Origin of the sequence: Paenibacillus medicaginis (assembly GCF_042138635.1) — a bacterium.
Lineage (GTDB): Bacteria > Bacillota > Bacilli > Paenibacillales > Paenibacillaceae > Paenibacillus > Paenibacillus medicaginis.
The window spans coordinates 102,139-125,215 of the sequence record NZ_JBHIRY010000013.1 but is presented as its reverse complement, the minus strand read 5'-3'; the positions used below and the strand labels follow the sequence as shown (position 1 = coordinate 125,215).

The window sequence follows — 23,077 nt, the reverse complement described above, 5'->3', positions numbered from 1 at the left end:
TTGGGTTTTAAAAAGGAGAGGGTATTGAAATGAAATCAAGCTGTGTTATTGAGGTGGAGGAAGACAGTCTGGTGATCGATTTGCCGGAAGAGCAATCCCATTTGGAGGCTTGGCTGGGCGATATTGAAAGCTGCGGTGGTGACGCTGCTCCATGGGTGAAGCTGCTGGATAAGGTGATTGGCCAGGTTCAAAACGACAGCAGCGATGAAAGCGAAACAGAGAAGGAACTTACTTCAGAGACTGTGCGATAATCATAATCATTTACTTCATATAGTAAGTGCAGACGAACTTTAACTGTCCTGAAAAATAACCCGCTGTTATAGGCCAACAGCGGGATTTTTGTGGGCATTTTTATTTTTTTAGCATGAATATAAAGAATGGTGTCAAAGGCAGACAGGTAATCTGTTTTTCAAGAATTATTTGAGACCGAACGCATCAGCGAGCAGACGGTAAGAACGAATTCTTTTATCGAAATCGTGAATGGAGGAGACTAGGAGAAGCTCGTCGGTTCGGTATTGCTCCGCAAGCCGCTTAAGCTTCTCCAGGGCTTGAGCGGGGGTCCCCACTACGCGCCAGGCTCTTGACTGTCTGACCCGTTCGCGGTCCAACTCGGTATAAGGATAGGATAAGGCTGTTTCAACAGAAGGGAGCGAATTCAGTTCCTGGCCGTTGTGCAGTTGTAAAAAGAATAAATCGGAACTGGAGGCCAGCTCATCCGCTTCTTCCTCGCTTTCCGCACATATCACGGTAACCGCGGCCATGGAACGCGGACGGTCTTCCATCACAGATGGTTCGAAATGTTCGTGATAATGGCGGGTTGCCTCAACGCCTCCAGGAGTACCGAAAAACTGGGCAAATGCGAAGGAAGCGCCTATAATGGCGGCCAATCTTGCGCTTTCCCCACTGGAGCCCAGCATCCACAGCTCGGGGACCGTTTCAATGGAGGGGGAGGCTTTTAGGCCGGCAAAACGGTGGTTTTCCATAATAGAATCTTGTAAATATCCGATCAGATCCACTACCTGCTGCGGATAACGGTCGACCGTCTGATATTTGTCCTCCTGCAGCGCCCGTGTCGCCAGCGGCATCCCGCCAGGAGCGCGTCCAATTCCCAGATCGATCCGGCCGGGATAGAGCGCTTCGAGCAGCCTGAAGTTTTCCGCGACTTTGTATGCACTGTAATGCGGCAGCATAATTCCACCGGAGCCGACCCGAATGCGTTCGGTATTCGCTGCCAGATGGGCAATCAGCACTTCCGGGCTGGAGTGAGCGAGCGCCTTGGAGGCGTGATGCTCGGAGACCCAGTAGCGGCTGTAGCCCAGCCGGTCCGCCTCCTGAGCCAGCCGTGTGGTCTGGGAAAGGGCATCCTTTGCTGTTCCGCCCTCGGGAATATGAGATTGGTCAAGTATACCAAGCTTTGTCAGCATGTTAGCAATCACCTCAAACAAAACTGTATCACACACAATCAAATAGGTCAAAATAATCAAACGGCGGAAACCGCAAGGTTCCCGCCGCATTTAGGTTACGTATTCCGCTGATGTCCGGCCTCGTCCTTTATTTCCTCACGCATGCCGCGGATACTGGTTTTACGGCGGTCATTTTTTTCCTCAATCGTATTCCGTTCCGCAGTTGAAATTTCATCGGCATGCTCGTCGAGATAATCTTCGGCTTCTCTGAAGTTTTCGATCGTATCCTGTACGGTATCCTGCAACTTTTCTACATTATCGGCACGGTTGTCCGGTTTTGCCATGCTGTGCACCTCCTTTTTGCTCTGACTGCATGTGCCCGAGAAAACGATGGATGTCTGCTCTGCACAGCTTCATTTTCCCAAAGCAAATGTTTTATTATGCATGCGTGGGAAACGTCTGGCTTGGCCCTTATAAAGGGAGAAGCAGGATAACCGCAGCTTATTGGAGTTCGCCCTCCTTTTCGTTATAATGGACTTATCATGAAAGGGGATCAAAACCGTGCTTAAAACACCTTTAGGCCGCTTCCGGCTTACAGCCTGGATTCAGGCTGTCGCTTATTTACTCATACTGTTTGTGGCATATCCGTTGAAGAGCGCAGGGATGCCGCAGGCTGTTACGATATTTGGCAACATCTATGGAGCGACCTTTTTGCTGCTGGTCTTGACCCTGATCTACGCAAGGTCTGCGCTGGACTGGTCTTTGAGCCGGCCCGTTATTATTTTCTTTGTGTCATTTATTCCATTTGGCCTGATCGTGATGGATTTGCTGTGGATGCGAAAATGGGAAGACGGGAACATTTCCAGGTCAGCCTAAAAGGTTCAATAGATGAATAAAACCGCAGGGAGGGCAAGCTGCTCTTTTCCTGCGGTTTTTGGGTTATTAGGTATTATTGAAATTATTGAAATGATCGAGAATAAATTCAGCCGTCCTCCGCTGCTGACGAGCACCGACGTCGTGTCCGGTAAAGGGGTAAATTTCAATCCGCTTTTGTGAGGTAATCCGGTTATAGGCGGCAAAGATGGTTTCCGGCATACATATGGTATCTTTCAGGCCCACGGAGACCATAACGGGAATGGTGATCCGGCAGCCGAGATTAAGCATATCGAAATAGCTGAGTGTTTCAAGCACCTTGTCAAAGTGTTCCGGGAAGCGGTGGACAAACTCCGCTGCCTCAGTGAGTGAACCAGTGGAGTGCAAAATGCCGAAATCCATGTGGCACATATTCGGGATGTTGGCTACAGCAACGGAAGGCTTGCGGCTAAGGGCCGAGACGATCAACGCTAACCCCCCACCTTGGCTGGCTCCGCACACCGCGATTTTGGCAGAGTCGACATCAGGCTGGGTGGATACCCACTCCACAGCTTTGAGCGCATCGATGGTGATCGCTTTGTAATAACATGTGTCTTTGCTTAGAATCCCCTGGCTCACCCAGCCTTTCACCGTTCCGTAGCCGCTGTCCAGCCTGTTCCCGGTCTCTCCTCCCTGACCGCGCACGTCCACCGCCAGCACGGCCATTCCGAGCATGAGCCATGAGGCATACTGCTCAGGATAACCCTTGCCGCCAGTATAACCATGAAACAGCACAACACAGGACAACTTCTCTTCCTTCATAAAAGCAGGCCGAATGTACCAGGCGTGCAGCGGGGTATCATCCCAGCCTTCGTAAGTGAGGTGAAAGACCTCCATATACGCATAAGGGGTAGGGACAGGAGTTTTAACGGCTGAGACCGGTTTGGTGTACGCCTTTTGTAAAGAACGCTCCCAGAAGGCATCAAGATCAGCGGGGGTGGTCAAGTCAGGATAATATTTGGTTAATTCGTTGATCCTCTTGTCAATTGCATTCACGATCCTATCCTCCTCCAAGCGATTGCCGCAACTTTTTTTTCATCATACCAGAACAGGGGCTTGTTGAATGAAAGAGCCTTAACCCATTAGTCTCACGGGTTAAGGCTTTTTGTTTAATCACTGCCGATTGCGATCCATGAAATCACGCCGAAATTTTGATCCGTCTGTCTCAGCTTTGCAATTTCCAGTACGGCGCTTACAGAGGATTGGGATTTCAGTACAGCGTAAAACGCGGAATGATTGATCATGGCCACAAGGATATAGTTCGGGTTTGAAAAAGGCTCATCGAACGTGACGGTCGCTTCCGTTATGTCTGAGTTTTCGTGCATCAGGAATGGGATTCGACCGAACTGCTGCAGAACTGGCTGATCCCCGGCGCACCGGATCGGTGTAATGGCTGGCTGCCGGGGCTGTTCAGTTACTGCAAGTGAATCCACTTCATTTGCCTGCTGTAAATGCTCCACCTTCTCATGAAGGGACTGAATGGAGGCCTGAACATCGACCGTAAGGTGGGACATTTCAACAGTACCTGGAAGCAGCATGCTGCCGTCAAGTTCCTTTGCAGGGGCCAGGGTATCCTGAAGCCCCTCGCTAAAATGATCCCAGGAGACGGCTCCTTTTTGCAGTGCGTCTCCTGTTATAGCATCCGGAGTGATATGGTGTTCCAGCACGGAGGATGATTGCAAATGATTGGAATCTACCGAGCCTGGCGCGAGGTGTTCGGCTTGCACGGCTTTGTCGGCCAGATGCTCTGCCTGAACAGCCCCTTCTTCGATATGGATCGATTGCACCGATTTCCGGCCAAGCTTGAAGGAGATGACGTTGCCATCGGCAAGCTTGCCGGACATGACGGTTGTATCTCTTTTCGCTTCCCTGGAGATGGATTGGGCTCCCCAATTATGTGCCAGTACAGCCTTGGGCTGCAAATGCTCCGCATGAATGGCATTGTGGGCTACATGCTCTGATAGAACTGCTTCCTGAGCAAGCGCAGCGGACTGAACCGAACCGGGGGTTAAAGGACGCCCCAGAACAGAGTGATCCGCCAGTTGCTGCGACTGGTCTGCAATTTCAGGCTTGAAATACTCTGCCGCTTCGGCTTGTACGGTCGAAGGGGCGAAAGCTGTCAGAGTCTTAGGCGCGGCAACGGCATGAACTTGCATTTCTGCTTTCTTGGCGGGCGTCAACCAATCCAGCTCATTGATATGAGGATTGTCAACGTAATAGGGCCTCTTTTTTCTTCTGCTGCCCGGAGTACGCCTGTTTTTTTTCAAATAACTCTCTCCTCTCTGTAGTCATCGTCACTGACATCATATGCAGTGTGATAGGCCCTTGTCACCGGAACGAGTAGGGAAGCAGCGTTTCCACAAAAAGAAAAAGACCGCTCCCTCATGGAAATCAGGAAGCGATCGCTGCTGCATTATTCGGCTGGCTGTGTCAGTTCCTCAAGCTCCGCAAGAATTTTATAGGCTTCTTCGTCCGTAGCCCCGCACATTTCCTCGGATGCATGCAGCGCGCTGCAGACTACCGGGCGTTCCGGCTGGCCAAACAGCCTGCATTTCCCGTTCTCCGTGAGCTGAGAACACAGAACTCCTGCAGGCTTGCCATGAGGCATGCCAGGAATGGGTGATGAGATGCTGATGACGATGCAGCATGCGGCGCAGCCTGCTCTGCATTCCATGGCCTTCCCCCTCTTTTCTTCGGATTTTCCGCAGCGTCTTGGAATTGCTTCCAGTGTAACAGAAGTCAGGAGAAGGTGGAACCGCTTTATGCGGGCAAGGTGATGTCGAAATGGTAAATGTTAGGATGGAGTCATTTCCCGTGTTACAAATCCTTGTATTTGGTTAATAATAAATCACAACGACAAAAAATTAAACGAGGTGGGACAATATGAGTTGGTTATGGGCATTGATCGTAGGCGGTATCATTGGTTGGTTAGCAGGCATGATCGTAGGCCGGGATATTCCGGGAGGGATTATCGGCAATATTATCGCCGGTTTCATCGGCGGCTGGCTGGGCAGCCTGATTCTGGGCCAATGGGGTCCTGTCATCGGCACCTTCTACATCATTCCGGCCTTGATCGGAGCGATTGTTCTGGTTGCCATCGTAAGCTTGATATTCCGTTCCATGGGAAGAAGCAGAGGATAAACCTGTCGTTGCCACATCGTACCACAAACCGCCAATGTATTTTATTGGCGGTTTTTTGCTGATTCAACAGGGTTATAAGTTTTACTGAAAACGGCGTATGGAAGGGATGCACAGCACGCCTGCCACGATCGCCATTCCGATGAGCGCAAACAACTGAATCGTCCAGATGCCCCCAATCAGATCAGCCAGAGCGCCGACGGCAAGATAACCGGCAGGAAGCAGGGCAAAGGAACCGAGCATATCCAGGCTGGCAACCCTGCCGAACGCTTCCGGGGGCACAAGCTCCTGCAGGCTGGTCTCCCAGATGATCGCAAACATCATGATGCCGAATCCTTCAAGAAACATGATCAGAATCAAACCAGGCATCCAATTGATACAAGAGAGCAGAAAAAGAGCCAGACCGCTGGCAAAGGCTCCGGCGTAGGCAATAAGTCCGCGGTGCTTCCATGTGCGCTTTGCGCCATAGACGAAAGCTCCGATGATAGCTCCTGCGCCGGTGCCGGTCATGGCCAGTCCGTATATGATAGGGCTGTAGCCGTGATGAACCTTGAACAGCCACGGCACAAGTACGGAAATGATGCCGGTGTAGCATATATTGATGAAGCAAAAAGCCAGAATCGTGATCCACAGCCATGGCTCCTTTTTTAAAACATGGAAACCCTCCATAAATTCAGAAATAAAGCTTCCTTTCCCGCCTGTTGAATCCCGGAATGACGACGGGATACCTGCAAGAACTGAGGACAGCAACCAAAAGCAGAGAAAGGAAACCAGGTAAGTCAGCGAGTCAAGGGCGAAGCCGATGCCGGCGGAGGTAACGGACACGATGATACCACCCAGCGGCGGTCCAAGCAGACGTACGGCCTGTACACTGATCTGGGAGAGGGCGTTCGCCGCGTTCCGGATGTCAGGCGTAAACACCTGTGCCCGCAGCGCCGAGTATGCGGGATTAAAAATCCCGTCCATCAGCCCGTAGACAGCAAGTCCCGCAAACAGAAGTGGCAGATTCATACGGCCTCCCAGCATGGTGAAACAGGCGCAAAGCATGAGCAGAAAGCGAGTGCCATTCGTGAACAGGATCAGCCTGACCCGGTCTACCCGGTCAACGATCCATCCGGAAAAGGGAAGAACCAGTACATTGGGCAGCATATAAACCGCCATTGCCAACCCCATAATGGTGGTGGAGCCGGTAACGGAATAAATCACGATCGGCAGTATGACGGTAGTGACGGAGCTGCCGAGCACGGCAATCCATTGTCCGAGCCAAAGCAGGGTAAACGCCCTGGACTGCCTGATCGGTGTAATAAAATTGCGCCAGCCTGAGTCTGGGGGCTGTGATGCCGCAGCAGCTGCAGCAGCGGAAGTTTCTGAATTCATCGCTAAAATCCTCCAATTTACATCATTAAGTAGCATTCCTTCGTAGCAAAGGCCAGGTCGTAAGCGGAAGACTCACTCATTCTGTTCAGACGAGATGCGGGCTACACGGATGCTGACTGCAAATTCGTCGCTGTCTCCTGTGCGCTTTTCCCACTTTTCAAGCAGGGTGATCAAATCGTCCCGGAACTCCTTGAATTCCGGGGCGGACAGATGCAATCTGCTGAACCAGTCCATGACAGACTCGCTATTATGCATTCCATCCTCTTTGGCGCCCGGATAATGAAAGCGGGTCCCTTTGGCCTTGTAATACTTTTCCACAATACCGGCCTGTGTCCGGGTATCCGCCAGCTCCAGCAGCCCTGCCTCATAAAGGCGTTGAATATGATAATGGACGTTTCCCGGAGTTTTGTGAAGCTGGTCTGCCACCTGTTTGGCCGTTTTCGGCTCATTGCCGAGGGCATGCATAATAGTGATGCGCAGGGCGCTTTGCAGAAGCTTTTTCTGCTGCTCGTTGATGACAAGCGTGTCGTTTGGGCCGTTTGCTTCATGAGAATGCTCGTACTTCAATAACCGTCACCTCTTTTGATCTGAAAAATGAAATATTCTGGATTCCAGAATGGTCTGATTAACAGTATATATGACTGAATCTATCCGGTAAACAACAAATTCAGGGCAGGCATCCGATTTCCAATTTCCTTGATAAGCCCCTAAGAGTAACTGAACGAAGCATCGTAAATAACAGCGGGAGAAGGTATAATAAAGTTTGTGTGAAAAAGCCAGATTGTTGCCCATTAATGCAGATAAGTAGGTTGAATATTATGGAAAACGAGAAACAGAGGTTAAGCATAGAAGCTGCCCGCCTTTATTATTTGTCGGATTATAGCCAGCAGGACATTGCCGAGCGTCTGGGCGTATCCCGTCCTACGGTGTCCCGCATGCTGCAGTATGCCAAAGACCGCGGGTTTGTCAGGATCAGCATCATCGATCCGCTTGAAGATCTGGATGCCCTGGCGGAAGAGATTAAGCAGACCTACGGTCTTGATCAGGTGCTGGTTTGTTACTCGCCCGAGAATGAATACCGGGTAATTCAGAAGCATATCAGCAAAAAGGCTGCCGATTTCCTGCAGGAGACGGTACAGGACTCGGACATTATCGGTGTAACCTGGGGAACAACGATGCATGCGGTGGCACAGCAGCTCGAATCCAAACCGGTACGGGGAGTTGAGGTAGTACAACTCAAAGGGGGAGTCAGCCATTCACATGTCAATACATATGCTGCAGAAACCGTTCATCTATTCGCTGATGCCTTTCACACTACTGCCCGCTACCTGCCGCTGCCGGTCATATTCGATAGCGTCGCTCTGAAGCAGATGGTGGAAGAGGACCGGCACATCCGCCGCATAATCGAGCTGGGTAAACAGGCCAACATCGCGGTGTTTACAGTGGGAACCGTCAAGGAGGACGCACTGCTGTTCAGGCTTGGCTATTTCAGTGCGGAAGAGCAGGCTTATTTGCAGCAAACCGGTGCAGGGGACATTTGCTCGCGTTTTTTTGACAGAGACGGACACATATGCAGCGAGGAGATTAACAACCGTACCGTAGGCATCGATCTTGCTGATCTGCAAAAGAAGGAGAAGTCGATCCTGGTAGCAGGCGGCCAGCGTAAAATTGACGCGATCCGGGCGGCGCTTGTGGGGAGGTACGCCAACATTTTGGTGACGGATCAGTTTACCGCTCAAGCGTTGTTGATCTGACCAGCAAAGAATTGCAGCAATGCGGCGTTTTGTGAGCCTCTCAGCAATGGTGAACAAAATTTCATGAGTGAATTTACTTAAGTTCAAACGCGTGTTAGTATAGGCTTGAGCTGATCAGGAAATGATTTGCAAAGAATTGTATAAAGGAGCGGTTTAAATGAATTTGGCAGGAATGATCGACCACACACTGTTGCGGGCGGACGCAAGAGAAGCGGAAATCCGCACATTGGCCGAGGAAGCGAAGAAATATAAATTCGCGTCTGTGTGTGTCAATCCGGCGAGGGTTGCTCTTGCGGCAGAGATGTTGAAGGGCACGGATGTGAAGGTATGCACTGTAATCGGTTTCCCGCTGGGGGCTTCTACTTCCGAGGTCAAAGCTTTTGAGGCGGGTGATGCGATTGCCAAGGGAGCGACCGAGGTGGATATGGTCATTAATATCGGCGCATTGAAGGATGGCAATGATGAACTGGTTGAACGGGATATCCGGGTGGTTGTGGAGGCTGCGGAGGGCAAAGCGCTCGTGAAGGTCATCATTGAAACATGTCTGCTGACGGATGAGGAGAAGGTGCGTGCTTGTGAGCTGTCTGTTAAAGCCGGTGCAGATTTCGTCAAGACCTCGACCGGTTTCTCTACAGGCGGGGCTACTCCAGAAGATGTGGCATTGATGCGTAAAACGGTAGGTGACAAGTTAGGGGTCAAGGCGTCCGGAGGAGTGCGCAGCCGGGAAGACATGGAGCGTATGATCGCAGCGGGGGCGACACGCATCGGAGCCAGCTCGGGTGTGAAAATTATGGAAGGCGGACAATCCACCGCTTCCTATTAATCGGGAAACAATAGGGAACGAGACTCGATCCAGGCTGGTATGGCTTATGCAGCCAGCAGGGAACGGGGCCGGATTGCTCCTATAATTTCAGTGGGGCACGCATTAAGAATCATTTAGAGTAAGCTTATCTTTTGGTTTATTATCATCCCTGAAGGAGGAATTGCACATGAGCATACATATTGGAGCACAAAAGGGAGAGGTGGCGGAAACGATTCTGCTGCCTGGCGACCCGCTGCGTGCCAAGTACATAGCTGAAACTTATCTGGAGAATGTGAGCTGTTACAACGAGGTGCGCGGTATGCTCGGGTTTACGGGAACTTACCGTGGCAAGCGGATTTCCGTGCAGGGCTCGGGCATGGGCATTCCGTCCATCAGCATTTATTCGAACGAACTGATTACTGAATATGGCGTACGCAATCTGATCCGTGTTGGTACATGCGGGGGTATGCAGCAGCATGTCCGTGTGCGTGACGTGATTTTGGCGCAGGCGTCCTGTACGGATTCCAGCATGAACCGGCATGTGTTCGGCGGATACGATTTCTCGCCGATCGCGAGCTTCCATCTGCTGAAAGAAGCGTATGAGCGTGGGGTGGCCAAAGGTTTGAATATGCATGTCGGCAATATTTTCAGCTCCGATATGTTCTATCGTGACGATAAATCCGTCGTGGAGAAGCTCATGGCTCATGGCGTGCTGGGTGTAGAAATGGAAACGACCGCGCTGTATACGCTGGCTGCCAAGCATGGGGTGAATGCGCTGACGATTCTCACGGTAAGTGATCATTTGCTTACGGGAGAAGAGACGACTGCTGCAGAACGGCAGACTACATTTAACGATATGATGGAGGTTGCGCTGGAAACTGCGATTACGCTGGAGTAACGTACAGCATATGGATTGATTCGTCCATTTTTGGGCGCAAAGTATTGTGCATAGTGAGGAGAATTCATGATGAGAATGGTAGACATCATTGAAAAAAAACGGGATGGAGAGGAGCTCACCACCGAGGAAATCCGCTTTGTCATCGACGGTTATACGAACGGCCAGATTCCGGATTATCAGGTAAGCGCATTGGCTATGGCGATTTTCTTCAGGGACATGACGGCCCGTGAACGGGCGGATCTGACGATGGCCATGGTAGAGTCCGGAGAAACGATTGATCTGTCCGCGATTGAAGGCATTAAGGTGGATAAGCATTCCACTGGAGGTGTAGGAGATACGACGACACTGGTACTGGCTCCGCTCGTGGCGGCACTGGACATTCCGGTGGCCAAAATGTCGGGACGCGGGCTGGGACATACTGGCGGCACGATCGACAAACTGGAATCGATCGCAGGCTTCCATGTGGAAATCACCAAGGACGAATTCGTCAAGCTGGTGAATGAGCATAAAATTGCGGTCATCGGCCAGAGCGGCAACCTGACGCCGGCTGACAAGAAGCTGTACGCGTTGCGCGACGTAACGGCAACTGTCAATTCCATTCCCCTGATTGCCAGCTCGATCATGAGCAAGAAAATTGCGGCAGGTGCAGACGCCATCGTGCTGGATGTAAAAACAGGCGCTGGCGCTTTCATGAAGACAGCCGAAGAGGCCGTGGAGTTGGCCAAAGCGATGGTCAGCATCGGCAACAACGTTGGCCGCAAGACGATGGCCGTCATTTCGGACATGAGCCAGCCGCTCGGATTCGCGATCGGAAATTCGCTAGAGGTCCAGGAGGCGATTGATACACTGAAGGGACAGGGGCCGCAGGATCTGGAGGAGTTGTGCCTGGCGCTTGGCAGACAGATGGTCTATTTGGCGCAGAAGGCCGATTCGCTGGAAGAAGCGGAAGAGAAGCTGAAGGAAGCGATCCGCAGCGGACAGGCGCTGGAGAAATTCAAGGAGTTCATCGCCAATCAGGGTGGAGATCCGTCCGTGGTGGATCATCCCGAGCGGTTGCCGCAGGCGGCCTACCGGATTGAGGTTCCGGCACGGCAGGACGGCGTGGTAGCCGAGATGGTGGCCGACGAAATCGGCACGGCAGCGATGTTGCTCGGCGCAGGCCGCGCTACGAAGGAATCCGAAATTGATTTGGCGGTCGGCATTATGCTGAACAAGAAAATCGGCGACAGCGTGCAAGTGGGAGAATCCCTGATGACCATTCATTCCAATCGGGAGAATGTGGATGAGGTGTTGGAAAAAATTTATGCGAATGTGCACATTGCTGAGCATGCGGAAGCTCCCGTACTGCTGCACGGTGTCGTAACGGAGTAATGGAAAGGCAGGCCTTAAGGGACTAAGTTCCCTGGGGTCTGTTTTTTCATAGAATGTATAGATTTATGTAATTCTTACTAAATTCATTGGAATTATAATAAATAGATTGACTCAGATAATTCAATAGTGTACTATTCTTTTTGCCGGGATTGTCCCGCATTTAGAATATAAAATTAAGAGAGAAGTGAAGGATATGAAGAAATTCAGTTTGTTGACCTTGATGCTGGCATTTACGATGGTTTTGCTGGCGGCTTGCGGCGGCAATGCCAATAATGCCGCTTCCAATAACACTGCTAACACAGCTGCAGGCAGCGAGGAAGCGGCCAATAATGAAGCGCAAAGCGGGCTTGATGCTGTTAAAGCGAGCGGCAAGCTGCGGATCGGTACCGAAGGCACATACGCTCCTTTTACATTTCACGATGCAGCAGGCAACCTGACGGGCTTTGATGTGGATATTGCCCGGGAAGTGAGCAAGCGTATCGGCGTGGAGCCGGAATTTATCGAGACTCAGTGGGATGGCATGTTCGCAGGTCTGGATGCCAAGCGTTTTGACGTCGTATTTAACGAAGTGTCCATCAACGATGAACGGAAGGCGAAATATGACTTCTCCGATCCGTATATCGTCTCCAAAGCCGTACTGATCGTGCATCAGGACAATAACGATATCAAGGGTTTTGCGGATTTGAAGGGTAAAAAGTCCGCACAGTCACTGACGAGCAACCTGACAGAAATTGCAAAGAGCAATGGCGCTGAAATCGTAGGTACAGAAGGCTTCAACCAGGCGATTGATCTGCTGCTCTCCAAGCGTGTGGATGCAACTGTCAATGACGGGTTGTCTTTCCTGGATTTGAAGACACAGCGTCCGGATGTACCGCTCAAATCGGTTGCGGAAGCCGACAACGCTGCGGAAAGCGCGGCATTGTTCAACAAAGGCAGTGATGATCTGGTGCAGGCTGTGAACAAGGCATTGACCGATATGAAGGCTGACGGAACCTATCTGACCATTTCCAAGAAATACTTCGGTGAGGATGTTTCCAAATAAGGTCCGGGTCATCCCTGGATGATCCTCAAGGGACTGCGAATTGACTGTAAAAGGATGTCTGGCTGATGGACGATCGCAAAATACAGATATTAATCGATTCCTTTTGGCCCCTGCTTAAAGCAGGGGTTGCTTTTACGATTCCGCTGGCGCTTATTTCCTTTGCGCTCGGCTTGATCTTAGCTTTGGCTACCGCCCTGGTGCGGCTATCCAATTGGAAGATCCCCAACCTGATCGCCCGCTTCTACGTATGGGTCATCCGCGGCACGCCGTTGCTGGTACAGTTGTACATTATTTTCTACGGCCTTCCTTCCATAGGAGTTGTGCTGAATCCGTTTCTTGCCGCCATCATCGGTTTTACGCTGAGCGTGGGGGCTTATAATTCGGAGATTTTCCGGGCTGCGATCCAGTCCATTCCGACAGGGCAATGGGAGGCGGCATCCTCATTGGGCATGACGAGAGCGCAGGCCTTGCGCCGTGTCATTTTGCCTCAGGCTGCGCGTGTATCGGTGCCCCCGCTTGGGAATTCCTTCATCAGTCTGGTGAAGGATACATCACTTGCTGCCACCATTACCTATGTAGAGATGTTTCGTGCAGCACAGCAGATCACAGCGACTACGTATGAACCGCTGCTTGTATACACTGTAGCCGGTGTGATTTATTTGGCATTCAGCTCGGTGCTGTCTGCGCTGCAAAATTATCTCGAAAAACGGACAAGCCGCCATGCTGTCAAATAAGGAGAGGGTGCCGATGATCGAGATCCGCAATTTGCATAAATCGTTCGGCCCGCTGCAGGTGCTGAAGGGAGTAGACCTGACGCTGGAGAAGGGCAAGGTGCTTGTTATTATCGGTCCCTCGGGGTCGGGCAAAACAACGCTGCTACGCTGTCTTAATCTGCTGGAGCTGCCTGATCAGGGGACACTTGAACTGGGCGGGTTGTCGCTGAGCTTTGGAGCGAAGCTGAAGAAAGAAGATGTACTGGCTTTGCGTCAGAAAACAGGCATGGTGTTCCAATCATATAACCTGTTTCCACACATGACTGTTGTACAGAATGTGATGGAAGGACCTGTGACTGTGCAGAAGAAGGATAGAACGGAAGCCCGGACACGCGCTCTGGAGCTGTTGGACAAGGTTGGGTTGGTTGAAAAGACCGATGCCTACCCGCATCAGCTGTCCGGAGGGCAGCAGCAGCGAGTCGGTATTGCCCGGGCAATGGCAATGGAGCCTGAAGTGCTTTTGTTCGATGAGCCGACTTCGGCGCTTGATCCTGAGCTTGTCGGCGAAGTGTTGAAAGTTATGAAGCAGTTAGCCGCCGAGGGGCGCACGATGGCGGTCGTAACACATGAAATGAAATTTGCCGCCGATGTGGCGGACAAAGTGATTTTCATGGATGGCGGTCATATTGTCGAACAAGGGCCGCCACAGCAGGTGCTCGGCAATCCGACCAGTCCGCGGGCGGTGCAGTTTCTGCGACGCATCAGTGGGCAGGAGGATTAAATTGAATATGGTGATATTAAAGGCTGTCTATCAGGCGTATGTTGCTTGGGACAGCTTTTTTTGCACATTATAAATAGAGCACAACAAATCAAAAAAAACGAGTCCGCTTATCGTACAATAGCCACATATACAGTGAAATGAAAGAGAGGTTGAAGGCATGGACTATTACAAAGGCATCCAGTCCGCTGTTGACTATATGGAGGCCAATCTGCAGGAAACTATGGACATCAGACAGATCGCGGGGCAGGCGGGTTTTTCGGCGTTTCATTTTCAGCGGCTGTTTCAGGCCATATCCGGTTTTTCGGTACAGGAATATATCCGCAAGCGCAGACTGACGGAAGCGGCTGCCGTGCTGCGCGGCACAGATGCAGGGATACTGGATACGGCATTATCTTTTCAATACCAGTCCCAGGAAGCGTTCACGCGAGCGTTTGAGCAGTTTTGTGGTGTTACACCCGCAAGGTACAGGAAGTCTAAGCACAAACGAGACATTTCGGGACAAGCCAAGCTTGATTTTCTAAAGTTCCGTGAGTTGACGATCAAAGGAGAAATGAAGATGAATAAGCCAAACCTGGTGAATCTCAATAGCATTCCTATTCTGGGGGTTCGTTATAAAACGACATTGGAGGATGAAAGATATTTCGCGGAAATTCCCGGTTTTTATCATGATTTCGGCATGAATCAGTATTTTCTGCAAATCCCGGATAAAGCTGCTCCTGATTAAACGTAAGAAAATACATATGTGGAGTCTGGTTGCCGAATTCGAACTATATCCGCCGGGAAGGGCCGGATTTTGAGGTGACGGATGTCAGGGGTTCACGTTATCCGGATCGGATGAAGATGAGCATTTACATTCCTCTACAATGAAATCAGGGCATGTGCTGGGCTCTAATTGGCAATGAGAGCTTCCCATGAGCATTTAAATTGACCATTTAATCGCACCCGGATAGTCCTAAAAGAAATTTAAAACCTTTACGTGACTTTTTATATTTTTTAATACCTTCTTTCGAGTCGATTACTATAACTGTATATTTAATCCAAATTCTAATGTAAAGGGATTCAAGCCTTTTTGGCATAAAAATGCCCTTATGTTCTATCTCGTGGCCGTCATCTCCTTCGAACTCGGTTCGAACAAACCATTTGTTTCCGATCCCGAACTCTACATATTTTTTCACAATTGGCCTCCTCTTTTAACTGCGATGCCATCCTGTTATGTTCCGGGTTTATTTAAAAACATGATCAATTCATTCCCGAGGCTGACACCCATTTCTGTAAGCAGGCCGATCTCTTCGGCAGTAATATCGTCCAAATGCGCGCCGCAGCAGATTGCGAAATTTCCACGGAACTGCTTGCGCAGGCGGACGGCGATTTCCTCGGTAATGTAGAACTCCTTGTGGTTTTGCAGCTGTACTGTTTGCAGCGGCTCCAGCCGGGCACCTGCGGTGATGGTCCCCAGATGGGGACGGTCGCCCCCGGACAGCAGCACGACTACGTCCTCACCCATAAAATAAGCATCCAGTACAAGCCGGATCCGGCCTGCGCTTCTCTCCAAATGAATCACCAACACCGCTCTCCTTTGCTCCCGAAATCAGTCCGGCAGGATATTAAAAAGCCGATTTTGCAGCGGCTTCCTTCAGCCACTCGTTTTTGCGTTTCTTATCCAGTTCTTACGCTGGGGACTGCTGCCCCTGAAGTACGGATGTTGTATTCATGGAACTATATTCCCTATATTTTAATATTATGTAAAAAGTAAAAACCGCAGGCTCATCGTCTGCGGCTGCAGGTCATTGTGTATTCGGAATCCATTACGTCTGGAAAGACGGTTATAGGTTTAAATCTAATGGCAATGTGTGGAAGTTGTCAACCCTGCTTATTCATTTTTTTGGTTCACAGTTCCAGATCGGGGGCCCTACGGGAGCGTTCATTCCCGTTTTGCTGGCGATCGTGATGCAGTATGGATATGAGCATCTGTTAGTCGCGGGGCTTATGGCCGGCGTGCTGCACTGGTGCAGGACAGGGACATCGTTTCGGCCTAGGTCATTTTGCAGCGGGCTTTGAGCATCGTAGCGTGATAGACCGAATACCGTAGGGAGGGTTTTCCCCGAACGGAATGCGTGTGCCGCATCGAACGCTTGTGGAGATCCAGTCAGACCTTTCCTACAGAGAGGCAGCGATCGTCGAAACAAGAAGCCCCCTCCTCTTTAGGCGGTGGGAACATTCACTGGTGGTGGCCTGGAATATGAGTGAAAGACATCATTTCATGCAAATTTTACGCCTGCGGAACGGGGATTCTGTAGTGCTCTGCCTGACCTTTCTGCTGACGGTTTTCACCACATTGATCATGGCTGTGGGAATGGGCATCCTTCTGGCGGGAATATTGTATATCCGCAGACAGGGAAGCCTTGCGTCTGCACTGCAGGCTTTTCGTCAACAGAGATCGTCACAGGCTGCCGTGCAAGTGGAGAAGCCCCGCACATACCGGATACGCTAACTAAAATTCGGGTTTGTTTGACGGTTGTTTTCGATGGAATGATGATGTTATAGAAAATAACGAATGAAGATAGAAAATTTCTATTAGGCTTCCGTAACGCGCTGAGAATTTGCGTGAAAGAAGCCTTGTTTCGTCATAATTCCTACGAAAAATGAGTGTGAAATATAGAAAAACACACCGTATATAGGTCTTTATGATCATCATAGAATGAGAAAAAAGTATCAAAATCATATAAATTTCCAAAAAAGAGCTTGCCTGGTGTCAACGTGATAACTATACTGACTTTAGTGGTAACTGAATTTTCCAATTACCTCTTTTTATTTCCAAACTTGCACCTTTTCAACTCTTCTTTTTCTTCTCTCAGTATTTCCCCTCCATGATCGGCTCTCAATGCTTCAGCTCTATTTGACAAATTCATAGACTCTTGAAGGAGGTGATTCAGGCAAAAAACGACCTGCACGCCGGAACATGTCATTTGTCATAATCCAAGTAAAAGGAGTGGAGAAGTTTGTTTAAATTTCGTAAAAGAAACAAGTCCTTTACCGTTGGAGTGGCCATCCTCATGACATTTTCGTTGATACAGCCGGCTTATGCCGAGACGACGTCCGCCAGACCTTATTTGAGCATGAAACCCGATTCCTCGGCTGCTGTGGCAGAACCCAAGGTTGCTCCCAAGCTGACACAGCAGTTTGAAGATGATAAATTCGTGACCTATCTGGTCAAAATGAAGGAGCAAACCGACACTGAGGCCGTGTCCCGGAAGGCCTTGCAGAGATCGACGCTGACGCGTGAAACTCCGTCTGCAGCGAAGCTTTCCGTGAGAAGCACCGTAGTCAGCTCTCTCCGCGAGACGGCTTCCCGTACACAGTACGGATTGGAGGAATTTTTGCAGAAGGAGCAGGCCAAGGGAAGTGTTCAGGAATATAAAAGCTTCTTTATCGTGAACTCCATGGCGGTTACGAGCACCGAAGAAGTGATGCAGCAAATCGCCCTGCAGCCGGAAGTAGAGAAAATTTTGCCGAACGAAACCCGGTATTTGCATGCCCCGGCTCCCGGCGCAGCCGAAATCAAGGACGAATCTGCGGACCGTATTTCAGCAGTTGATTCGGCTGGACTTAAGACCACTGAGGTGGACCCGGAGACGGTGGAGTGGAATATTGCTCAAATCAATGCACCCGAGGTATGGGAAAAAGGCATTGATGGTACGGGGATCGTGGTAGCCAATATGGATACTGGGGTAGAACTCTCCCACCCGGCACTGAGCAGCAAGTGGCGTGGATATGATGCGGCAGGCAATATTACAGATCCTGAGCTGAGCTGGTTCGATCCTCATAGCGGCGCTGATCTGCCGGCAGATACGAACGGCCATGGGACGCATACGATGGGTACGATGGTCGGGGCCGAGGAAAACGGGCAACATCATATCGGTGTTGCGCCTGGAGCCAAGTGGATTGCCGTGCGGATTTTCAATCCGTCTTCCAGCGATGCCATCATTCTGGAAGGTGGGCAATGGCTGCTTGCCCCTGTTGATTCCGAGGGCAACCTGCATCCGGAGATGGCCCCTGATGTCATCAACAACTCATGGGGCGGCGGGCCCGGGATAGACGAATGGTACCGGCCGATTGTGCAGGCATGGCGGGATGCGCAAATCTTTCCCGAATTTTCGGCAGGCAACACAGACCCAAGCCGAGGAATTGAAGGAGGGCCCGGCTCGGTAGCGAATCCGGCCAATTATCCTGAATCGTTCGCCACAGGAGCGACGGATATCGATGAAAATCTGGCGGATTTCTCTCTGCAGGGACCGTCTCCATATGGTGAAATCAAGCCGGAGGTTTCCGCGCCTGGTGTAAATGTCCGCTCTTCCGTGCCTGGTGGCGGATACGCGCTGAATAGCGGAACATCCATGGCGGGGCCGCATACAACCGCACTTGCCGCGCTTCTGCTGCAGGCCAATCATTCACTGACCCTGGATGAGCTTGAGGGAATTATTATGAATTCTGCGCTGCCGCGCACAGACAGTCAATTCCCGTCTGCACCTAACAACGGGTATGGGTATGGTATTATAAACGCGCTGAATGCGGTCAGCTCGGTAGCGGATGAACTGGGATCGGTATCCGGGAGAGTGATTACAGGTGGGGACGATCTGGAGGAGCCTGTACTGCAGCATACACCTGTAGCTGCCGCATATAAAGGAGTCGATATACCCGTTACCGCTCAGGTGACGGATAATATCGGAGTTACTGCGGTTGAGCTTTACGCGAAAACCAGCGGGACGGAGCATTACGTATATGTGCCTATGGAGCGGGCAGCGGGTGACAGCAAAGACGGTACATACATGGGCACCATTCCCCAGTTTCTTGTTGAGGCTGCAGGTGTGGATTATTATATCCGGGTTAATGATTACGGCAATAACGGTTTTACGTCTCCTGTGTATCAAGTGCCCGTGTCTTCAGGTGTTGTACCCGGGTATGTTCAGGATTTTGAGGCGGATGTTCAGGGCTTTAATAGCGGCGGTCAAAACAGCACATGGGCATGGGGCGAGCCGGTTAGCGGCCCCGAATCCGCTTATTCGGGTGATAAGGTGTTTGCAACAAATCTCGACGGGACATACAAGGCCAATGCGAACGCCTATCTGGCTGCGCCTCCGATTGACCTCACCGAAAGCTCTGAAGGCGCGCTCCTGGGCTTCAAGCAATGGTATGATCTTGAGCAAAATACGGACGAGGTCACGCTATACATTGCATCCGATGACAGCGATTATGCTTTTGAACCTGTAATGACCTTTACCGGCAGCAGCGGCGGGTGGGTTACACAATATGTCGATCTGCAGTCTTATGCGGGTCAGCATGTCTATGTCATGTTCAACCTGACCAGCGATACATCTGTACAGAGAGAGGGCTGGTATCTTGACGATTTCTCCGTACAACTCCCTGATGATACGCCGCCGGGTCCGCCAGAGGGGTTAACGGCCACGGCTGATCCGATAGGCAATGTGAAGCTTAACTGGACAGCTCCGGCGGATGAGGATGTGAAGCAGTACAGCGTGCTGCGCTCCACCTATGATAATAACGATTATGAACAGATCGGAATTACTTCCGGATTAACATACACCGATGCGTTATCCGTCGGAGCAGCAACGTACTATTATGCGGTGGCCGCCGAGGATTACAGCGGCAATTTGAGTGATCTGTCCAATGAGGCGATTGTGTCCGTTCAGGTTCCTCCTACATTGTACAGTGAATCCTTCGATGGGCTGTCGGATAACGGCTGGACACATTCGGGGACCAGGGATCTATGGGAACGAGGCGTGCCGGTATTTGGTCCTGCGAGCGCAGTATCGCAGCCGAATGTGTGGGGGACCGATCTGGACAGCAATTATGAAAACAGCGCCGATTTCTCACTATATTCACCGGCCGTTGATCTGGCCGAAATTGATGACGCAGCCCTGTTCTTTAACCACTGGTTTGAACTGGAGACCGGTTATGACCACGGGTATGTTGAGATTTCGAATGATGATGGACAATCCTGGACCAGTCTGGGGCAGTTCTCGGACAGTAACAGAGGCAAACAGTGGAGTCCGGTGTATTACAATCTGGACGAATACACCGGAAGTGAAGTGAAATTCCGCTTCCGCATTCAAACAGACAACTCTGTTGTGAAGGCGGGCTGGTACCTTGACGACTTCCGGGTGGTTGGTGCTCCGGTGGGTATTGAGGATACAGAAAGTATTACCTTTGATCGTGCATCCGATAAGGAAAAAGCGGCTGATATGACCCCATTCTTCAAAATATCGGCTACCAGCAGCACGGATTTCAAACAATCCCAGGCCAAAACACCGGCGGAAGAGGCTGGAGGCATCAGCCTGCAAAGCCTGCCGGCCAGCGCAACCGTAACCGTGCTGGAGACACAGCGCTCCGTGAAGACCGATTCGGCCACAGGACGGTACAGCATGCTTCACGCCTCCGGCGATTATACGCTGAAGGCGGAGGCGTATGGATACTATCCGCAAACGAAACAGGTGACAATCTCGGATGAGGCTCCGACACGAGTGAATTTCAGCCTGGAAGAAATTCCGGAAGGTTTTATCCGTGGTGTGCTTACAAATGAAGTCACCGGCGAACCGATTGCCGGCGCAACGGTAACCGTGCTTGAGGACGCCAATGTGACACCGGCACACACAGAAGCAGACGGCTCATTTGCTCTGGATGTGCTGGAAGGAAGTTATACGCTGGCGATCAGTGCGCATGACTATTTCAGTACTTCGTTTACGATTGATGTGCCAGGCGGCGAAACCGTAGATGCATCGGCAGCGTTGAAACCGTTCGTCGGTTATGCGGGTGAAATTGCCTATGATGACGGAATACCTGAGAACGCCCATTCATTTAACGCGGCGAATAATGCCTGGGCCGTCCGCATGACACCTGAGACGGATACTGTACAGATTACAGGAGCAACCTTCCGTTTCTGGGATTCGTCGTGGCCTATACCGGGAGGGACAGCATTCCAGTATGCGGTGTATGACGCGTCCGGTGAGGAAGGCAGTCCGGGGCGCCTGCTTGCCGGGCCGTATGATGGCACTGCGCTGCGCAACGGCGAGTGGACAACGGTGGACATCCCTGATCCGGTTATCGTGGAAGGTGACTTCTACATTGTGTACATTCAGACTCTCGCCGGTTTGGCGGCACCGGGACTTGCGACAGACGAGAACGGACCCAATGCCCTGCGCAGCTGGTATCGTGTCAGTGGCTACTGGTCTCCGGCTCCCGAGGAGGACGGCAACTATATGATCAGGGCTATTGTCAAAAATGCGGTTCCCGTTCCGGTGATCTCCACTCCGGTCACCGATACGTATACCAATGAAGCGCAGCTAACGGTAACGGGAACTTCTCCGGCAGATGGCGTGGAAATCCAGTTGTTTAACGACGATGAACCGGCCGGGACGGCCGTCGTGGAGAACAAGCAGTTCAGCCTGTCTGTGGAGTTGCATCCCGGCCCGAACGCGCTGACCGTTCAGGCTACCGTTTATGGCGACGGCACGACGGACCGTTCGGAGCCGGTCGTCATTACATTGGATCAGGAGGCTCCTGTCGTCACCATTATCTCGCCTGAAGATGGGGAACAAACCAATGCCGGGGATTTTACGGTAACGGGAACCGTGGTGGATGAATACCCAGGCACGGTTACGGTGAACGGGATAGAGGTGAGCGTTGACAGTGACGGCAGTTTCAGCCACCGCATTCTCCTGGATAGCGGCGAGAACACGGTGACCGTAGAGGCGGCCGATCTGGCCGGCAATACAACCACCGTTACGAGAACCATCGTGGCGAATCGCTCTCTGCCGGAAATCAGGAATTTGTTGCCGGCAGAGGATGTTCGTATCACTGCCGGAGAAACGGTTGGGGTCTCCTTCAACAGCGCACCGGGACTGGACGCATCCTTCCGTATCGAGCTTCCCCTCTCGGCGAGTTCAACAGGACGAGCCGGAATCCCGCTGACCGAAACCGCTGCCGGGCATTATGAAGGCTCTTATACGACGCCCGCTTCCCTGGTGCTGGATGGCGGAGTGATTGTCATCACCGTTCGAGACAGCGCTGGCAACGAGACGGAATTTGAGGCGCCGGGCAAGCTGTACGTGGCGGGAGCCGGGGAAGAACCGGAAGAGCCCCAGGAGCCTGGAGAGCCGTCCGTCAATAAGAAGCCGGTTGCTTCCTTTGTCCTGCCGGCTTCAGCCGCAAGAAAGGAGAGAGTGCAGTTCGACGCAAGCGCGTCTTATGATGAGGACGGGAAAATCGTACGCTACCGCTGGAATTTTGGAGATGGCGATACGGCGTCCGGTGTAACAGCCAAGCATAAATTCGACCAAAGAGGAACATTTCAGGTTGAACTGACCGTGACGGATGATCAAGGCGCCGTCAGTTTGGCGGTTCAGGAGATTACGATTCAATAATCAGACGAATTTAGAGTAATAAGGAAAGTGGTAGAGGTTGCCCCGTAAAATGGGAGCGAAGGGAAGCAAGCAGCCTGATTACGAAATAACCATTTATAAGTGAAAAGAGCGAGTAAGGTGGCCAGTTCCATCAGTACTCGCTCTTTTTCCTTCTCTATGGCCTTTTTTTGGTGTATATTCTCTCTTCATTGGGCGGCTGTCACTGTCTCTACTTTATTCGGCGTTTAAATGGGGAGTAAATCTGTTGTGTGCAGGCATACACGATGGCTTTGGAGGGATAGCTTCTTCAATGTGTGTCTGTTCCAAGTCTATTTCTGAGAGTTTTCACGGACTGGAGCGACGTTAATTGTGAAAAAAAACGCTTTTTATAAAGCGATCGGACCACACGGACGTTATTGGGCGGAATATGAGGCGAATAAGCGAAAAACCGCACATATAACGTCATCTC

General features: G+C 51.2%; 21 protein-coding genes and 1 pseudogene. 13 read left to right on the top strand and 9 right to left on the bottom strand.

The features are described 5' to 3' along the window. The first annotated feature begins 29 nt into the window (after positions 1 to 29). Positions 30 to 251: a hypothetical protein gene (locus ACE5LO_RS14765; RefSeq protein ID WP_375520793.1), complete on the top strand. Its 222-nt coding sequence runs from the start codon at positions 30 to 32 to the stop codon at positions 249 to 251. 165 nt (positions 252 to 416) lie between these two features. Here ACE5LO_RS14765 and ACE5LO_RS14760 read toward each other — a convergent pair whose 3' ends face one another. Together ACE5LO_RS14760 and tlp are read right to left on the bottom strand one after the other, a co-directional pair. Then, positions 417 to 1,421 (bottom strand): LLM class flavin-dependent oxidoreductase, encoded by a 1,005-nt coding sequence (locus ACE5LO_RS14760; protein ID WP_375520803.1) that lies wholly within the window; start codon positions 1,419 to 1,421, stop codon positions 417 to 419. 98 nt (positions 1,422 to 1,519) lie between these two features. Continuing rightward, positions 1,520 to 1,747, bottom strand: coding sequence for a small acid-soluble spore protein Tlp (tlp, locus tag ACE5LO_RS14755; protein ID WP_375520792.1), 228 nt, complete (start codon positions 1,745 to 1,747; stop codon positions 1,520 to 1,522). A gap of 217 nt (positions 1,748 to 1,964) precedes the next feature. Between tlp and ACE5LO_RS14750 the strand changes: the two genes are divergently transcribed. After that, complete coding sequence (locus ACE5LO_RS14750) at positions 1,965 to 2,279, top strand: DUF3817 domain-containing protein (protein WP_375520791.1); 315 nt, start codon at positions 1,965 to 1,967, stop codon at positions 2,277 to 2,279. 66 nt (positions 2,280 to 2,345) lie between these two features. Here ACE5LO_RS14750 and ACE5LO_RS14745 read toward each other — a convergent pair whose 3' ends face one another. The 3 genes from ACE5LO_RS14745 to ACE5LO_RS14735 form a co-directional block, all read right to left on the bottom strand. Continuing rightward, positions 2,346 to 3,311 (bottom strand): acetylxylan esterase, encoded by a 966-nt coding sequence (locus ACE5LO_RS14745; RefSeq protein ID WP_375520790.1) that lies wholly within the window; start codon positions 3,309 to 3,311, stop codon positions 2,346 to 2,348. A gap of 113 nt (positions 3,312 to 3,424) precedes the next feature. Beyond that, positions 3,425 to 4,582 carry a WIAG-tail domain gene (locus ACE5LO_RS14740; RefSeq protein WP_375520789.1) on the bottom strand — a complete coding sequence of 386 codons (1,158 nt, stop codon included), beginning with the start codon at positions 4,580 to 4,582 and terminating at the stop codon, positions 3,425 to 3,427. A gap of 146 nt (positions 4,583 to 4,728) precedes the next feature. Further along, the gene (locus ACE5LO_RS14735; RefSeq protein WP_375520788.1) at positions 4,729 to 4,989 is read right to left on the bottom strand and encodes a YkgJ family cysteine cluster protein; all 261 of its coding nucleotides are present in this window, start codon (positions 4,987 to 4,989) and stop codon (positions 4,729 to 4,731) included. Between the two features lie 209 nt (positions 4,990 to 5,198). Between ACE5LO_RS14735 and ACE5LO_RS14730 the strand changes: the two genes are divergently transcribed. Next, complete coding sequence (locus tag ACE5LO_RS14730; RefSeq protein ID WP_375520787.1) at positions 5,199 to 5,456, top strand: GlsB/YeaQ/YmgE family stress response membrane protein; 258 nt, start codon at positions 5,199 to 5,201, stop codon at positions 5,454 to 5,456. A gap of 81 nt (positions 5,457 to 5,537) precedes the next feature. Here ACE5LO_RS14730 and ACE5LO_RS14725 read toward each other — a convergent pair whose 3' ends face one another. Together ACE5LO_RS14725 and ACE5LO_RS14720 are read right to left on the bottom strand one after the other, a co-directional pair. Continuing rightward, entirely contained in the window at positions 5,538 to 6,830 is a 1,293-nt protein-coding gene (locus ACE5LO_RS14725) for an MFS transporter (protein ID WP_375520786.1), read from the bottom strand. A 72-nt stretch (positions 6,831 to 6,902) separates the two neighbouring features. Continuing rightward, positions 6,903 to 7,397, bottom strand: coding sequence for an ArsR/SmtB family transcription factor (locus ACE5LO_RS14720; RefSeq protein WP_375520785.1), 495 nt, complete (start codon positions 7,395 to 7,397; stop codon positions 6,903 to 6,905). A gap of 251 nt (positions 7,398 to 7,648) precedes the next feature. Here ACE5LO_RS14720 and deoR point away from each other — a divergent pair, with 251 nt between their 5' ends. The 8 genes and pseudogenes from deoR (at position 7,649) to ACE5LO_RS14680 (ending at position 15,058) form a co-directional block, all read left to right on the top strand. Beyond that, positions 7,649 to 8,584 (top strand): DNA-binding transcriptional repressor DeoR, encoded by a 936-nt coding sequence (deoR, locus tag ACE5LO_RS14715; RefSeq protein WP_375520784.1) that lies wholly within the window; start codon positions 7,649 to 7,651, stop codon positions 8,582 to 8,584. Positions 8,585 to 8,741: 157 nt separating this feature from the next. Next, complete coding sequence (gene deoC / locus ACE5LO_RS14710) at positions 8,742 to 9,407, top strand: deoxyribose-phosphate aldolase (RefSeq protein ID WP_375520783.1); 666 nt, start codon at positions 8,742 to 8,744, stop codon at positions 9,405 to 9,407. Positions 9,408 to 9,573: 166 nt separating this feature from the next. Next, complete coding sequence (gene deoD, locus ACE5LO_RS14705; protein ID WP_375520782.1) at positions 9,574 to 10,284, top strand: purine-nucleoside phosphorylase; 711 nt, start codon at positions 9,574 to 9,576, stop codon at positions 10,282 to 10,284. 69 nt (positions 10,285 to 10,353) lie between these two features. Then, positions 10,354 to 11,655, top strand: a complete 1,302-nt coding sequence (locus tag ACE5LO_RS14700) for a pyrimidine-nucleoside phosphorylase (RefSeq protein WP_375520802.1) — start codon at positions 10,354 to 10,356, stop codon at positions 11,653 to 11,655. Between the two features lie 193 nt (positions 11,656 to 11,848). Next, a complete protein-coding gene (locus tag ACE5LO_RS14695; protein ID WP_375520781.1) occupies positions 11,849 to 12,697 on the top strand; it encodes an amino acid ABC transporter substrate-binding protein in 849 nt (282 codons plus the stop codon). A 65-nt stretch (positions 12,698 to 12,762) separates the two neighbouring features. Further along, complete coding sequence (locus ACE5LO_RS14690) at positions 12,763 to 13,431, top strand: amino acid ABC transporter permease (protein WP_375520780.1); 669 nt, start codon at positions 12,763 to 12,765, stop codon at positions 13,429 to 13,431. Positions 13,432 to 13,444: 13 nt separating this feature from the next. Then, the gene (locus ACE5LO_RS14685) at positions 13,445 to 14,191 is read left to right on the top strand and encodes an amino acid ABC transporter ATP-binding protein (RefSeq protein WP_375520779.1); all 747 of its coding nucleotides are present in this window, start codon (positions 13,445 to 13,447) and stop codon (positions 14,189 to 14,191) included. A 157-nt stretch (positions 14,192 to 14,348) separates the two neighbouring features. Continuing rightward, positions 14,349 to 15,058, top strand: a pseudogene (locus tag ACE5LO_RS14680) (helix-turn-helix domain-containing protein). Positions 15,059 to 15,123: 65 nt separating this feature from the next. Here the strand turns inward: ACE5LO_RS14680 and ACE5LO_RS14675 are convergent. Next, positions 15,124 to 15,366 (bottom strand): DUF3977 family protein, encoded by a 243-nt coding sequence (locus ACE5LO_RS14675; RefSeq protein ID WP_375520778.1) that lies wholly within the window; start codon positions 15,364 to 15,366, stop codon positions 15,124 to 15,126. A 35-nt stretch (positions 15,367 to 15,401) separates the two neighbouring features. Beyond that, a complete protein-coding gene (gene lpdD, locus ACE5LO_RS14670; RefSeq protein ID WP_375520777.1) occupies positions 15,402 to 15,752 on the bottom strand; it encodes a prenylated flavin chaperone LpdD in 351 nt (116 codons plus the stop codon). A gap of 678 nt (positions 15,753 to 16,430) precedes the next feature. Between lpdD and ACE5LO_RS14665 the strand changes: the two genes are divergently transcribed. Continuing rightward, positions 16,431 to 16,682: a hypothetical protein gene (locus ACE5LO_RS14665; RefSeq protein WP_375520776.1), complete on the top strand. Its 252-nt coding sequence runs from the start codon at positions 16,431 to 16,433 to the stop codon at positions 16,680 to 16,682. A gap of 508 nt (positions 16,683 to 17,190) precedes the next feature. Continuing rightward, positions 17,191 to 22,629: a S8 family serine peptidase gene (locus ACE5LO_RS14660; protein ID WP_375520775.1), complete on the top strand. Its 5,439-nt coding sequence runs from the start codon at positions 17,191 to 17,193 to the stop codon at positions 22,627 to 22,629. Positions 22,630 to 23,077 lie beyond the last annotated feature (448 nt).

Excerpts from the sequence above, each read along its gene's own strand:
- ACE5LO_RS14690 (WP_375520780.1), top strand. The coding sequence starts at position 12,763 with ATGGACGATCGCAAAATACAGATATTAATCGATTCCTTTTGGCCCCTG.
- ACE5LO_RS14730 (WP_375520787.1), top strand. The coding sequence starts at position 5,199 with ATGAGTTGGTTATGGGCATTGATCGTAGGCGGTATCATTGGTTGGTTA.
- ACE5LO_RS14665 (WP_375520776.1), top strand. The coding sequence starts at position 16,431 with ATGAGTGAAAGACATCATTTCATGCAAATTTTACGCCTGCGGAACGGG.
- ACE5LO_RS14735 (WP_375520788.1), bottom strand. The coding sequence starts at position 4,989 with ATGGAATGCAGAGCAGGCTGCGCCGCATGCTGCATCGTCATCAGCATC.
- deoR (WP_375520784.1), top strand. The coding sequence starts at position 7,649 with ATGGAAAACGAGAAACAGAGGTTAAGCATAGAAGCTGCCCGCCTTTAT.
- ACE5LO_RS14685 (WP_375520779.1), top strand. The coding sequence starts at position 13,445 with ATGATCGAGATCCGCAATTTGCATAAATCGTTCGGCCCGCTGCAGGTG.
- tlp (WP_375520792.1), bottom strand. The coding sequence starts at position 1,747 with ATGGCAAAACCGGACAACCGTGCCGATAATGTAGAAAAGTTGCAGGAT.
- ACE5LO_RS14725 (WP_375520786.1), bottom strand. The coding sequence starts at position 6,830 with ATGAATTCAGAAACTTCCGCTGCTGCAGCTGCTGCGGCATCACAGCCC.
- deoD (WP_375520782.1), top strand. The coding sequence starts at position 9,574 with ATGAGCATACATATTGGAGCACAAAAGGGAGAGGTGGCGGAAACGATT.
- ACE5LO_RS14765 (WP_375520793.1), top strand. The coding sequence starts at position 30 with ATGAAATCAAGCTGTGTTATTGAGGTGGAGGAAGACAGTCTGGTGATC.
- ACE5LO_RS14695 (WP_375520781.1), top strand. The coding sequence starts at position 11,849 with ATGAAGAAATTCAGTTTGTTGACCTTGATGCTGGCATTTACGATGGTT.
- ACE5LO_RS14700 (WP_375520802.1), top strand. The coding sequence starts at position 10,354 with ATGAGAATGGTAGACATCATTGAAAAAAAACGGGATGGAGAGGAGCTC.
- deoC (WP_375520783.1), top strand. The coding sequence starts at position 8,742 with ATGAATTTGGCAGGAATGATCGACCACACACTGTTGCGGGCGGACGCA.